This is a genomic window from Thalassospira sp. A3_1, assembly GCF_017744215.1.
In the GTDB taxonomy this organism is placed as follows: Bacteria; Pseudomonadota; Alphaproteobacteria; order Rhodospirillales; family Thalassospiraceae; genus Thalassospira; species Thalassospira lucentensis_A.
The window spans coordinates 253,588-266,994 of record NZ_JAGHQQ010000002.1; the positions used below are offsets into that span (position 1 = coordinate 253,588).

The following is a 13,407-nucleotide window of genomic DNA, read 5'->3' on the forward strand; positions in this document are numbered from 1 at the left end:
GAAATTGACATTGGGGGCTGTTCTATTTTGATATCATGGGCCGCATGGCGGCCCATATGACGAAACCATTATCGTAAGGATACAATAATGATATGCGAAAACACGCATGCAATGTTGGGACCGGACGACATGAGCGAACCTGCGAAGCGTGAAAAACGTGAAGAGTTGACCAACCGTGCCCTTGCGCGCGGATTAGAGGTTGTCCGCATTCTAGATCGGGCGGGTGGATGCAGAATTGCCGATCTGATGCGCCTGACAGGTTTGCCCAAAACCACGTTGCGGCGATTGTTGGCGGTTTTGCTTGATCAGCGTTTCGTACGGCGCAGCATGGGCGATGGCCGGTATCGGGCAAATGTCAGTTGGACATCACACCCATTGCAGAATGGCATGGCCGATCTTTCAGAGTTTCTAGACATTGCCTGTGATGTGATGCGTGATTTTACTGCCCGTGTGCAGTGGCCGTCCGATGTCTTGGTCCGCAATGGCAATCATATGCAGGTGATTGAAAGTACACGATCCATTAGTCCACTTTTTGTTGCACCCGGAAGGCTGGAAGCCGTCGTGAACATGATCCGGTCCGCAGCTGGGCCAGCCTATCTGGCATATTGTCCGGCCAAAGAACGTGAGGCGATCCTGTCGGGCCTCCGCATTTCGGGGGGGGGGCAGCCGGTTTGATGGTGTGTTGGCAGAAACCCGCAAACGCGGATATGCACTGCGTGATCCGGATTATTGGGGGGATAGTGTTGTCAATGATCGCCTGCGTGCCATCGCGATGGCAATTCCCGGAAGGCAGGGTATTGCTGGTGTCATCAATCTGGTCTGGACCGCAGGGATGATTGATGAAAACACGTTCGCGGCACGGCATGCCGCAGATCTTAGAATGGCGGTTAATACAATCAGTGAACGTTATTGTAGTTTGGTAAAGGTCTGAGCAAAATGAAAACGCCGCTTTGTTTGAGCGGCGTTTCCGTTATGGTTGTTTTGTGCTGTGACTTACCAGTTCACGGTAAGCTTCAGCAGGGCGCTGCGTCCTTCAGCGTAGCCGCAGGCGGTGATAGAGCTACAACCTGCGACATATTCCTTATCGAGAAGATTAGAGACATTCAGGCTTAGGTCCCACTGATCGGCAACGCCATAGCCAATGCCTGCATCAAACACAGTGGCCGATGGCACTTCATGTTCGTTGCTTTCATCGGCATAGGAAGCTCCCTGATACCTTACGCCGCCGCCCAGACGGACACCTTCAAGCATTCCCTGACGGAACGTGTAGTCAAGACCAAGGCTGGCCATTTCGGTCGGAACAGTGACCGGTTGTTTGCCGATAACGCTTTGATCTTCATCTTCTGTGACTTCCAGATCAAAAGCGGTGGCAGCAGCCGTTAGTCTCAGTTCTTCAGTCAGGTTTGCTTTGGCTTCAAACTCGATACCGCGGGAATTGACTTCGCCCAATTGGCGCTCGTTGTTGAAGGTTCCGGTAACAACATTCTGCCGGGTAAGATCAAAGACTGCCAAGGTGAACAAACCGTCGAAACTTTGCGGTTCATACTTCAGACCTGCTTCGTACTGTTCACCTGTTTCAGGTTGAAATACGCCAAGAGAGCTCGAGCCCAAAACCGGGTTGAAGAAGGTTGAGGCGCTGACATACGGCGTCAGACCGTTGTTGAAGGCATAGGCAAGACCGGCTCGGCCGCTCCATTCGCCTTCTGTATCGCTGAAGTTATGGTAAGTTGAAATCGGGTCATTGGCATTGATCCAGATGTAATCGTACCGACCGTTCAGGGTGGTTATCCAGCCATCACCAAAGCGAATTTGATCCTGCGCATAGAACCCGAACTGGTTCATGTCGATGTCTTGGTCCAAATAAGCGGTACGTGCAGCCTGGCTTGAACCATGTATAGGATTAAGCGGATCAACATTCGTGCCGGACGCTGAGAGCTCGAGACGATTCATGTCGAACCGTTTAATGTCGATCCCGCCGAGCAAGGTGTGGTCCAGGTCTCCGGTTGCGAATTTCTGTTCCAGCTGGTTATCCAGACCAATACTTGTTAGTTCGGTCCGGTGTTCAAAGCCCCAACGTACCAGATCGTTGCTGGCCGTGGTCGGGCTGGCGGCGCCACCAGCGACATAGCCGCTTGGGTAATAGTAGACTTCATGAATATCAATATGACTGACACGGGCGTTTTGGCGGAATGTCAGGTCATCATTTATGTCATGTTCCAGTTCATAACCGACAAGCGCCTGGCGACGAATATCCTTGTCCAAGCCCGGTTCGGTGAAGTTGGTTTCAGGGTCGATCTTGCCGTAACGCGCATCGACGACAGTGCCGTTGTAAGGCAAAAAGCCAAGTCCGCCATTATGCTGGCCGTCAACAAACGTGAAGCTGCTAAGTAGTGTCAGGCTAGTGTCCTCGTTGGGGGTCCACAGGAAGCTAGGTGCAATAGATCCCTGAAATCCTTCGTGCTCCTCGGCCTGTTCTTCACCTGCCGTGAACTGGCCGGTGACGCGATAAGCTGCCTCGTCGCTCATGCGGTCGCTGAAATCAATGCCGGTGCCAATTTTTCCGGTGTCTGTCACGGACAGTTCCAGACGTCGAAGAGGTTCGGCTGTTGGGCGTTTACTGACGTAATTTACCATCCCGCCGGGATTGGTACCCCCGTATAGAACCGATGCAGCGCCACGCAAAACTTCGATGCGTTCAAGGTTATAATCATTAACAAGGAACGAACCGAAACCAAAAGCCGGACTTTGCAGACCGTCAAGATAGACGCCGCTCTGTGTCGCGTTGAAGCCACGAATATAGAACCAGTTGGTATCAGTATCCGAGCCGTAGGGCTGAGTGAAAACGCCACTGGTATAGCGCAGAGCTTCATCAACCTTGTTAACGCCCCGATTATCCATTTCTTCCCGGCCAATGACCGAAACGGATTGAGGAATTTCACTGAGCGGTGTGTCTGTTTTCGAGCCCGTAGCGCTACGCTTTGCAACATACCCTTGTACAGGTGAAGTCGGCGTTTCAGGTTGTTCGGCATTAATCACAAGAGGATCGACAACGATTTCCTTGTTGGTTTCATCCGTGGCTTGCTGGGCGCGAAGTTGTGTGGGCAAGCTGGTGCATAGAATTGCAACGCTGCCGAGAAGGGCTGTTTTGAAGCGCGTTCGGGTCAAGAACGTCATTTGAGGGGTTTCCTGCATCGGTTGTCATGTGTGACAGTCCGATAGCACGATTAGGAAAACTGGATATTGAACCCTATTTGCCCGTATTGAACGGATTTTGGTTTAATTTTCAGGCGGATTGTTCGCGTCGCCATACGCCCGGTGTGGTGCCTGTGATGCGGCGAAATACGCGGGTCAGATGGGCTTGATCCGCAAAGCCGACATGTGCTGCGACACTGGCAAGCGGTGTTGTGTTGTCGCGCAGCATGGATTTGGCACGTTCAATGCGTGCCTTCATTTGCCATTGATGGGGCGGCATGCCGGTTGTTTCGCGAAATGCCGAGCAGAAATAGGATTGTGACAGACCAGTCAGTTCCGCCAGTTCATCCAGCCGGATAACGCGACCGCAATTCTGTTCAATAAATTTGACCGATTTGCGCAGGTGGTGCGGGGCAAGTTTGCCGCGTTTGCGTGATGTTTCGCTTTCGGGAAGTGGCGTCAGCAACGCACTGGTAAGAGCCGTTACCAGACTCTCTCCGTACAGGTCGGGCGAGGCGATATCGCTGGCGAGGTCGTCTGCGATCATGTGCACAAGTGATCTGATCCGGGGATCGCAAAAACCGATCCGAGGCGTTTCAAGGATTGAGCGATCAATCTCTTGATCAAGATGCTTTTCAAGGCTGTTGATATCGAGATGGATATCAAGGTGGCGTAACCGGCATTTTTCCCGAATTTCGGCCGAAATTTCCATTCCTGCCGGAATATATGACAGGCACCCCTGTTCGCGACGAGAAGATCCAAAAGGATCTTCGGGCGTTTTGACGCGGAAGTTCGATTGTCCGCTGCAATCAAGAATGGCGACCAGTCTTGGTGCACAGGAAACGTAGGTGCCCCCGGCCTTTTCACGGCATTCGACGTGCCACAGATCGGTAATCGCAGAATTCCAGCGACGAAAACGCAGATCGTCCAGAAGCGAGATGCCCTCGATCCTGCTTGTCATTTGGGGATGGAATGTCATGTCCGGCATTCCGGGGATCGTCCTTGTTGTGTTCTGGCAGAAGCCGGTTGCCTTCAATGCCCCGATCCTGCCTGATCAATTAATGGTTGGATTGGTGGACACTATAAGAAGAATTGCATGCAAACAAGAACAATTCGCATTATCAATCTGGAAAAGGCAGAAATGGAGCAGTTTTAATCGGGGTGGGTATTAGTCGTGTTAGGTATCGGTCTTCAAACCCGCCAGATCGTTACCGGCGGGTTCGTGGGGCAGATCGCGAATGTTATTGCTTCATCCAGCGCGACGGAGCGATAAAGCACAGGATGGCAAGAATGGCGGAGAAGAAGACATTGACCGTTGGCATCGTGATGCCAAACAGGGCCCAGTCAATCTTGTCGCAGCGAACAATCGGCTGCGCCATCAACTGTGCCTTAAGGTCCGCGACCGAAGCCGCACCACTTGTCAGGCCGCCGCACATTGCCGGGCCTTCCCACCATAGTTCCTGGACACCGACGTGATAGATCGCAATGCCGGTTCCGATGGCAAATGCCATGCCACACAGATAAACAAGAACGCGTGACGCGCCAGGTATCCTAAGCAAAAGCAGGGCAAGGATGGCAAGGCCGCCCGCTACATAAAACGGAACGCGCTGATACAGGCACAACACGCAGGGTAGAAGCTTCTGCACATACTGTGCATAGAAGGCAAAGCCGAGGCTTCCCGCAGAAATCAGGAAAATGGCAACCGGTGGCAGGGCCGGGGCATAATGTGCGCGAAGCAATTTTATCATCGGGTCGTTCCGTTATCGTTTTGCGGTATTAACCGTGCGGGATCAGCTTGATGGCGGCAAATCCACCGACAAGAACCACAACAAATATGGTAAAAACGAGGCCAAGCCGTTTTTCGATAAAGTCGCGAATAGCCGGGCCGAATTTCCAGATCAGGGCTGCAATGATGAAGAAGCGCAAACCGCGCGCCAGAACTGATGCAACCATGAATATTGCCGGGTCGAGCGCGGTCACACCAGACAGAATGGTAATGACCTTGTAAGGGAACGGGCTTACGCCGGCAATAAACACCGCCCATGCACCCCATTCATTATAATAGTCGCGGAATGTATCGAACTTTGCGCCATAGCCGTAAAGCTGCAATACCGGCTGGCCGATGCTTTCAAACAGGAAATAACCGATGCCATAACCAGCAATGCCGCCCAGTACAGACCCGACAAGGCAGATCAAGGCATAACGCCATGCTTTGGTTGGTGCTGCGATTATCATGGGAATCAGCAGGACGTCGGGCGGGATCGGGAAAATTGAACTTTCCACAAAGGCGATAATGAAAAGCGCAATGGCAGCGTGGCGATGGGCGGCCAGGCCAAGGGTCCAGTCATAAAGGCTGCGCAGCACGGAAACGCCCTTTGCGGTTAAGACGATCAAAACGATGCGGCGCGGTGGCCGATATGGGGGTGATGTAACCGCATTTGGCCTTGTGCCGCAATGACCTTTTCCCGCAGAGAGTCCCATCTGGTTGACAACGCAATTTTTGCGCAAAGCCCCATTGACCGGACGAAATTTACAGCTATTATCCGCCCCCACGATGGCGGGTGCGCAACGCACCCATATATGCCTGCCCCTGTGGCGGAATTGGTAGACGCGGCAGACTCAAAATCTGTTTCTCTTTGAGAGTGGGAGTTCGATTCTCCCCGGGGGCACCATCGATTTTTCCAAGGTTCAAAAATTTCGCAATCATTCTTGAACGCGAGAATAGTCAGGCCTTTTATAGGTCTGTGTGAAGTGTAACCTATTTGGAACTTGTCCATCGATCCGTGAAACGGATGGTGAAGCACAATGATTTCCCCTTGTTTTGTGGAGCTCGAACCCTGTTTACGGTTGAATGCCGTAGTGTCTGGGGATTTGACAGCATGAAAAATTCAAAGTAAATGCAAACAATTCGCAGTTGCTTTGCTGCGGGATGTGATCTGTCGGGGGCCCATGGTTGCAAGTTGGCGCGACGAGGAATTGCTCGCCCTGTTCGTGACCAGAAGGCGCGAACTGGTCAATTACGCGCGCGCAATTGTCGGAGATCGTGCTGCTGCCGAGGATGTCGTGCAGGATGCCTATTTCCGGCTGGAACGTGCCGGTGCCGTTAAAATGGATGATAGGCTTGATGAGCCGGTTGGCTATATTTTCCGGATCGTTCGCAACCTTGCTATAGATGGCCGTCGCAAGATGGTACGCGAAAGCAACCATGTTGGCATTGATGAAAACAGCATGACCGACGCCGTTCCCGAAGATCGGCCGGACCCTGAAGCACAAGCCATCGCACGAAGCGAACTCAGGCTGCTTGAGCAGATATTGGCGGAGCTTCCGGCCCGGTCGCGCATCGCCCTTGAAATGCACCGGTTTGGCGGGTGCAAATTTTCTGAAATCGCCGCAAGGCTTGATATTTCGGTAGGTACAGCGCACGCGCTGGTGACCGACGCGATAGAGCATTGCAAAACGCGTTTGGCAAGGGAGAGGTAAGCGTGCGCAATAAATGCTGAAAAATTGAAAATTCAGCAGACTGCCATCGTTTATTCAGTAAGGAAGCAACGCAATGTGTCAGGACATGAAAAATCCCGCAAAACGGACCGCAAAGGCGGCCCCTGTCCTGCGAAGCACATGGAGAGATGCGAAGCGATGAACGATATGACGAAACCAGAGTCGGCAAGCGAGTGGATCGCCTTGCTAAGCGACGATCCCGATAACCGGGATTTGCGCGCGCGCCATGACGCGTGGCTGGAAAACAGTATGGAAAACCGTGCCGACTGGAACGAGACACTGCGTGTCTGGCAGATGCTTGATATGACTGTGCCGGTCCATGTTGCGGAATGGCAGGACAGGATAGGACAAGTACAACCGACCGTTTCGCGCGAAGATCGCGTCGTTGCGAGGCCGGATACGGATGCCGGTCCAGTTGTCCCGGTGCGCGGGCGAGGCGGGCGTTCATTCTGGCCGCGGCAGCTGTCGCTGGGGCTGTCGGGATCTGCTCTGATCGCGTGCCTGCTGGTCTTTGCCTTGCCGGGCTGGATGATTGATCTGAATGCGGATTATCAAAGCCCGATCGGGGAGATACGCGTGGTCGAACTGCCGGATGGCAGCATGTTGCATCTTGCTCCAGATAGTGCGGTTGCGCTGGCTTTTGCCGGGGACAAACGACAGATTGAACTGCTGCGAGGTGAAGCGTTTTTCGACGTTGTACCAATGACGGATCGACCGTTTCGTGTGATTTCCGGCGAAGCGGAAACAACGGTTCTCGGGACGGCGTTTGATGTCCGTCGCGGTGGATACGGTGTTGATGTCGCGGTCGAACACGGGCGGGTTCGTGTGGAACATAGCCGTGGGAGCCAGTCGGACAATGTATCCGAACTTGGTGCCGGTGACATGGTGCATGTTGACCCGGATGGTTCATTTGTTCGTCAGACGATGGCGCCCGAACTGGTGGCGGCATGGCGTGGCGGACGACTGATTGCCAAGGATCAGTCGGTTGCCGAGGTCGTTGAAACGGTTGACCGTTATTTCGATGGCTGGATTTTGATCAGCGATGATGCACTCGGAAGTGAGCCATTGACCGGGATTTATAACCTTGAAGACCCCAAGGCGGCCCTTGCCGCGATTGCAGATGCGCAAGGTGCTGTGCTTCGCGAAATTTCGCCATGGATTCTTATGCTGTCACCCGAATAGCGCTTGTCTGAAATCGCCGTGAAAACACGGCGAAGAATGATATTGCGAAAAAATCTCAACTTTTTTTGAATATCGCCACGCCCCCCTTCGTTGCTTGGTTAAAGGGTGAACTTAATTCGCATTTGCAAATCACCCATTCTGCAAAACGTAAAACCAGGCGGAGACTGAACTTTATGACGGGGGTTAATTTGTCGATGGCTTCGGGGAAATGGCGTCGTACCTTTGCGATGTCGACAGCATTATCGGCATTTACGGTTTCGGGGATCGCATTTTCGGCCGGTGCGATGGAAAATACGATGCCGGCCACGCCGGCCCAAGCCGCAACCAGTGAACTGGCGCAGGCCAGCCAGCAAAATGATTTCGATATTGCCAGACAACCACTTGCCGATGCGCTTGCCCTTTTCGGGCAGCAGGCTGGTCTTCAGATTTCGGCCCATGGTGATCTGGTGCGTGATGTTGAAACCAATGGCGTCGTCGGTCTGATGAATACCGAGGCTGCGCTACAACGTCTTCTGGCCGGAACCGGGCTTGTGTACCGGATTGCTGATGACGGCTCGGTCACGATTACAAGTTCGGCGCAAAGCAGTGACGCATCCGAAACCATGGTCAGCCCGATCCTGATCGAAGCTGCCAGTGTGGCTGATGATCGTCCGGGGGCCGCAGATCGGGCAAACTCGGTCCGTGTTACGCGAGAAGATCTTGATCGTCGTAATCCACAAGACGTCAAACAGGTTTTTGCCGGTGAATCCGGTGTTTCGGTCGGTGGATCAATCCCCTTAAACCAGAAGCTTTATGTTAACGGGATCGAGGAAACCAATCTTGCGGTTTCCATTGACGGCGCGCGCCAGAACAACAAGGTGTTTCACCATAGCGGAACAAACCTGATTGACCCCAGCCTTCTGAAGGCGGCCCGGATTGATCCGGGTGTGGCCCCGGCGGATGCCGGGCCGGGGGCGCTTGGTGGTGCGATTGTCTATGAAACTGTCGATGTTGCCGATGTCCTGGAACCGGGCCGTTCACTTGGCGGGTTTGTCAAAGGTAGTTATGACACCGACAGCGAAACCTTCAGCAACGATCTGTCATCCTATGGACGAGCCGGTGCCTTTGAATTGTTGGGCTATTTCAAATGGGCCAAGGGTGACGATTACGAGGCAGGGAATGGGGAGCAGGTCCCTGGCACTGAAGCCGACATGCGTTCAGGTCTGATCAAAACTGCCTACGAAGCCCAAAACGGTCACCGTTTCGAATTTTCCGGGGAACAGGTTCGCGACCGCGCCCAGCGTCCGTATCGTGCCAACATGACCGATCTTACCAACCGGAACCAACCGGACGAACTTGGTTATGATATGCGTCGTCGTAACTTTGCGTTCAATTACGGACAGGCCGGTGCACAGGGGCTTTGGGATCCCAAAGCGGTTCTGGCCTATAGCGAGACATATCTGTACGCGCCGTTGACTGAACAAAGTCGTGGCACGACCAGCAGTTTTTCGGGAAAGTTCGAAAACGACTTCAATTTGACGGACCGCGATACGGTTACGACCGGCGTCGATTTTTATAATGACGTTGCCGAATACGATGGGCCGGATACCGATGTAGATGAAGAGGCAACCAATTTTGGTGCCTATGCGCAGGCACGTATCCAGCCGTTTGATCCTTTGCGTCTATCGTTCGGTATGCGTGGCGATACACAGAAATTTACAGGCATTGACGGTACCGAGTTTGAAAATGATGGACTGAGCGGCAACGTATCTGCGGCGGTTGACGTTACCGATTTTCTGACAGTCAATGCAGGTTATTCCAATGTCTGGGGTGGCATCGCACTGGCTGAAAACTTTATCCTGAACCCGGCATGGGATTACAGCGACGGTATCAAGCCGGTTCGTTCGGAAAACTACACCACCGGATTTGAAGTTCATCACGAAGGGTTCAGTTTTAATGCCGGTATTTTCCGCAGTGTATTTGACAATGCCCGTGATCCGGGCTGGACACCCGGTCCTTCGGTTGTCGTCGATTTCGAAACACGCGGCTACAATCTCGGTGCCGGTTATAATTGGGGCCCAGGTTTTATCCGGGTGTCTTATACCGACAGCGAAATCACCGTGAACGGCAACCCGGGTGATTCTGACGGTACCCAATATCTTGGTGCGCCGCTTGGTCGGATCATCGCGCTCGAAGCCGCCCACCGTATCGACACGATCAATCTGACCTTGGGCGGGACGCTTGATGCCGCCTTGAAAAATACCGATACGGCCGATGCGGGTGGAACGGCACAGGAAGCCTATGAGGTCGTCGGACTTTATGCCGAATATCAACCCGAAGCAGCTGACTATCTGACGCTTCGCATCGAAGCAAACAACATCTTTGATGAAGAGTATTCCGATCGTGCATCTTACGGGCAGGACTTCACCAACGTTGTCCCGCTTTACGAACCGGGCCGGTCTTTCCTGTTGATGGCGAAGGCGCGCTTCTAGGATTTTAAAGGATTTGGATGCATTGCCTGGGACCGGTTCGCCGTTCCCAGGCTTTTCTGTTAACGGAGGCAAAGTGGTATGCCGCATGTGATGCGCGCGCTTTTTCTGACGGGTCTGGCTTTGATGGCAAGCCTTCCTGTGCGGGCTGGAACGATTGAAATAACCGACCTTGCCGGGCGACAGGTGCGCATTGAAACGCCGGTCGAACGGCTGGTAATCAGCGAGGGGCGGTATATTCCGCTTTTGGCCATGCTGCGGCCATATGATCCGGTTGGCAGTTTGGTTGGCATGATGACGCCGCTTGGCTGGACTCAGCCCGACCTTGAACAGCAGCTTTTTGCCAGTTTCCCTGAAGCAAAAAACATCCCCTTATTTGGCGGGCGCAGCGAGGATAGCGTTTCGGTCGAAAAGATTATCGATCTGGCCCCGCAATTGGCGATTTTCGGGCTGAATGACCACGGTCCGGGGGCAAAAAATGCAGAAATGATTGATCAGCTGACCGCCACAGGTACGCAAATCATCTTTATCGATTTTCGGGCTGATCCATTGAACAACACCCTGCCTTCCATCGAAATTCTCGGTCGTGTACTGGGGGCGGAGGACCGGGCAGGCGACTATATTGCCTTTTACCAAAGCCGGCTTGAGACCATTCGACAACGGGTCGCGGATGTTGATATCCGTCCGACGGTATTTTTGCAGGCCCATCCCGGTCGTTTCGAATGTTGCTGGGGTATGGCAGAGGGCATGCTGGGACCGTTTGTTGGTGAGGCGGGCGGCCTTAATATTGCCGATGCCGTCGCCCCCGGACCAACGGCCCAGCATACGGCTGAGTTTCTGCTGACGGAAAATCCGGATGTCTGGATCGGGACAGCATCGGGTACGGCCAAGGAATATCGAGACGGGGCTTTGCCGGTTGCGCTGGGGGCAGGTATGACGGCCGAAATGGCGGCCGACAGTCTCGCACGCTATCTCGCCGCGCCGGAATTTGCAGCCCTTGATGCCGTTCGAAGCGACCGGGCACACAGCATCTGGCACAATTTTTATAACTCGCCTTTTAACATCGTGGCGCTCGAAGCCTTTGCAACATGGATCCATCCAGACCTGTTTGCCGATCTTCATCCGGAAAAGACCATGCAATATATCTACGACACCTGGTTACCGTTCGACCTTCATGGTGTTCACAGCGCGACGGTACATCATGGCGCCCGCTGATCTTTCGCTTCATGACCGGTTTGGAGCCATTCATCGTCGCAGGTTGTTGATCATATCCGTAATGGTTCTGGCGCTTTTTCTCAGCCTTGGTCTTGATCTGGCGGCGGGGCCAGCCGGGCTTGATATCGGCGATATTGTCGGGGGTATTCTTGATCCGCAATCGCTGGCGCTTCGGCATCGGATCATTCTTTGGGAAGTCCGGTTGCCTGATGCACTGATTGCGCTTGCGGTTGGGGCTGCATTGGGGCTGGCAGGGATCGAAACCCAGACCATTCTTGATAATCCGCTTGCCAGTCCCTTTACGCTTGGCGTGTCATCGGCTGCGGTTCTCGGGGCCAGCCTTGCAATCGTGCTTGTTCCGGTTCTGCCCTTCCTGCCCGAAACCGCGATCTTGCCGGTGATGGCACTGCTTTTCGCGCTGGGATCTGGGATATTGATCCTGTTGATTGTGCGGTGGAGCGGTGGCGCACGCGAGACCGTTGTTCTGTTCGGGATTGCATTGGTGTTCCTTTGCAATGCCTTGACCGCCGGGTTGCAATATCTGGCCAGTGCCGAGGCGGTTCAGCAGATCGTATTCTGGACCATCGGCAATCTGACCCGTGCCGGATGGCCTGAGGTCGGGCTGGTGACAGCGTGCTTCATGATTATTCTACCCTTTTCCCTGCGACAGGTCTGGATTATGACCCTTCTGCGCGGCGGGGAAGCTCATGCGCGCAGTATGGGGATTAATGTTGCCAGGCTTCGCATGTGGGTCATTCTGCGCATTTCTGTTCTGGCGGCCTTCGCGGTTTGTTTTGTCGGGGCAATAGGCTTTATCGGGTTGGTCGGGCCGCATATCGCCCGGTTGCTTCTGGGCGAGGATCACCGTTTGCTGGTCCCGGGATCGGCAATTTGCGGGGCATTGATCCTGTCGCTGGCGTCTTTCCTGTCGAAGGCACTTGTGCCGGGCGTTATTATTCCGGTTGGCATTCTGACCGCCGTTGTCGGTGTGCCGGTCTTTCTGGGGCTTCTTGCCGGGAGGAGGAAAGCGATATGACGATCTTTTCCGCCGCCGGTATTTCCGCATCTTATGGCCGGACCCGGATATTGCATGATGTCGATCTGCCTGAATTGCACGATGACGAGGTATTGGGGCTTCTTGGCCCGAATGCATCGGGTAAATCGACCCTGATGCGGTGCCTGACCGGCGAGAAGACCCATCATGGCCGGATCGTTCTGGATGGCAGTGACCGGAATGATATGGACGTTATGGCATGGCATCGCCGGGTGGCAACCATGCCGCAAACACCGCCCAATCCCAGCGTCCTGATGCCGACCGAACTGATGTGGAGTACGGCGCGCGCTCTTGATCTTGATTTTTCGGATCGCGAACTGGCTGATCGGATAGAGGATATCTTTAACCGGCTTGGGCTGGATGATTTTGCCCTGTCGCCGCTGCATGTTCTGTCAGGTGGCAAGCGACAGCTGGTCGGGCTTGCGCTGGCACTGCTGCGTGACCCGGATGTTTTGCTGCTTGATGAACCCACATCGGCACTTGATCTGCATTGGCGAATGGTGGTGCTGGATCTTGTGCGTGAACGATTGACTGAGCGCGGTGGGGTTGTGATTGCCGCCCTGCATGATCTTGATCTGGCGGCACGTTATTGCGACCGGATTGTATTGCTTGAAGCCGGTCAAATCGTTGCATCCGGAACCCCCGGCGAGGTGTTAACGCCTGATAATCTGGCGCGCGTCTATCATGTGGAAACATCGGTTTCGCGTGATGAGCAAGGGCGACCTGCGGTGCAGGTGATCCGGCCAATTCGCTCCGGCAAACGGGTTGCCCGATAACGGCAAACATAAAACGGCCCGG

12 protein-coding genes and 1 tRNA gene are annotated in these 13,407 nt (G+C 54.0%); 9 read left to right on the forward strand and 4 right to left on the reverse strand.

The genetic code is table 11. From position 1 onward, the window contains the following. Positions 1-129: 129 nt before the first annotated feature. Positions 130-675 carry a helix-turn-helix domain-containing protein gene (locus J7395_RS08180; RefSeq protein ID WP_209221163.1) on the forward strand — a complete coding sequence of 182 codons (546 nt, stop codon included), beginning with the start codon at positions 130-132 and terminating at the stop codon, positions 673-675. A 7-nt stretch (positions 676-682) separates the two neighbouring features. Beyond that, on the forward strand, positions 683-931 hold the full coding sequence (locus tag J7395_RS08185; RefSeq protein ID WP_209221164.1) for a hypothetical protein: 249 nt from the start codon (positions 683-685) through the stop codon (positions 929-931). A 62-nt stretch (positions 932-993) separates the two neighbouring features. Here J7395_RS08185 and J7395_RS08190 read toward each other — a convergent pair whose 3' ends face one another. The 4 genes from J7395_RS08190 to J7395_RS08205 form a co-directional block, all read right to left on the reverse strand. After that, entirely contained in the window at positions 994-3,174 is a 2,181-nt protein-coding gene (locus tag J7395_RS08190) for a TonB-dependent siderophore receptor (protein WP_209221165.1), read from the reverse strand. Between the two features lie 109 nt (positions 3,175-3,283). Next, positions 3,284-4,171: an AraC family transcriptional regulator gene (locus J7395_RS08195; protein ID WP_209221166.1), complete on the reverse strand. Its 888-nt coding sequence runs from the start codon at positions 4,169-4,171 to the stop codon at positions 3,284-3,286. 262 nt (positions 4,172-4,433) lie between these two features. After that, a complete protein-coding gene (locus J7395_RS08200) occupies positions 4,434-4,940 on the reverse strand; it encodes a disulfide bond formation protein B (protein WP_209221167.1) in 507 nt (168 codons plus the stop codon). A gap of 28 nt (positions 4,941-4,968) precedes the next feature. Further along, positions 4,969-5,556 (reverse strand): YqaA family protein, encoded by a 588-nt coding sequence (locus J7395_RS08205; protein WP_114111331.1) that lies wholly within the window; start codon positions 5,554-5,556, stop codon positions 4,969-4,971. A 222-nt stretch (positions 5,557-5,778) separates the two neighbouring features. Here J7395_RS08205 and J7395_RS08210 point away from each other — a divergent pair. The 7 genes from J7395_RS08210 (at position 5,779) to J7395_RS08240 (ending at position 13,385) form a co-directional block, all read left to right on the forward strand. Beyond that, a tRNA-Leu gene (locus J7395_RS08210) sits at positions 5,779-5,864 on the forward strand. A 277-nt stretch (positions 5,865-6,141) separates the two neighbouring features. Then, positions 6,142-6,672, forward strand: coding sequence for a sigma-70 family RNA polymerase sigma factor (locus tag J7395_RS08215; RefSeq protein ID WP_114111284.1), 531 nt, complete (start codon positions 6,142-6,144; stop codon positions 6,670-6,672). Positions 6,673-6,837: 165 nt separating this feature from the next. Continuing rightward, on the forward strand, positions 6,838-7,872 hold the full coding sequence (locus J7395_RS08220) for a FecR domain-containing protein (RefSeq protein WP_209221168.1): 1,035 nt from the start codon (positions 6,838-6,840) through the stop codon (positions 7,870-7,872). Positions 7,873-8,045: 173 nt separating this feature from the next. Further along, a complete protein-coding gene (locus tag J7395_RS08225; protein ID WP_209221169.1) occupies positions 8,046-10,343 on the forward strand; it encodes a TonB-dependent receptor in 2,298 nt (765 codons plus the stop codon). A 78-nt stretch (positions 10,344-10,421) separates the two neighbouring features. Next, positions 10,422-11,555, forward strand: coding sequence for an ABC transporter substrate-binding protein (locus tag J7395_RS08230; RefSeq protein WP_209221170.1), 1,134 nt, complete (start codon positions 10,422-10,424; stop codon positions 11,553-11,555). Next, positions 11,542-12,591, forward strand: coding sequence for an iron ABC transporter permease (locus J7395_RS08235; RefSeq protein WP_209221171.1), 1,050 nt, complete (start codon positions 11,542-11,544; stop codon positions 12,589-12,591). Before J7395_RS08230 ends, J7395_RS08235 begins: the two co-directional genes overlap by 14 nt. Continuing rightward, positions 12,588-13,385 (forward strand): ABC transporter ATP-binding protein, encoded by a 798-nt coding sequence (locus J7395_RS08240; RefSeq protein WP_209221172.1) that lies wholly within the window; start codon positions 12,588-12,590, stop codon positions 13,383-13,385. Before J7395_RS08235 ends, J7395_RS08240 begins: the two co-directional genes overlap by 4 nt. The last annotated feature ends 22 nt before the right edge of the window (positions 13,386-13,407 follow it).

Coding starts and splice junctions, on each gene's coding strand:
- J7395_RS08180 (WP_209221163.1), top strand. CDS start 130: ATGAGCGAACCTGCGAAGCGTGAAAAACGTGAAGAGTTGACCAACCGT.
- J7395_RS08190 (WP_209221165.1), bottom strand. CDS start 3,174: ATGACGTTCTTGACCCGAACGCGCTTCAAAACAGCCCTTCTCGGCAGC.
- J7395_RS08195 (WP_209221166.1), bottom strand. CDS start 4,171: ATGACATTCCATCCCCAAATGACAAGCAGGATCGAGGGCATCTCGCTT.
- J7395_RS08200 (WP_209221167.1), bottom strand. CDS start 4,940: ATGATAAAATTGCTTCGCGCACATTATGCCCCGGCCCTGCCACCGGTT.
- J7395_RS08215 (WP_114111284.1), top strand. CDS start 6,142: ATGGTTGCAAGTTGGCGCGACGAGGAATTGCTCGCCCTGTTCGTGACC.
- J7395_RS08220 (WP_209221168.1), top strand. CDS start 6,838: ATGACGAAACCAGAGTCGGCAAGCGAGTGGATCGCCTTGCTAAGCGAC.
- J7395_RS08225 (WP_209221169.1), top strand. CDS start 8,046: ATGACGGGGGTTAATTTGTCGATGGCTTCGGGGAAATGGCGTCGTACC.
- J7395_RS08230 (WP_209221170.1), top strand. CDS start 10,422: ATGCCGCATGTGATGCGCGCGCTTTTTCTGACGGGTCTGGCTTTGATG.
- J7395_RS08235 (WP_209221171.1), top strand. CDS start 11,542: ATGGCGCCCGCTGATCTTTCGCTTCATGACCGGTTTGGAGCCATTCAT.
- J7395_RS08240 (WP_209221172.1), top strand. CDS start 12,588: ATGACGATCTTTTCCGCCGCCGGTATTTCCGCATCTTATGGCCGGACC.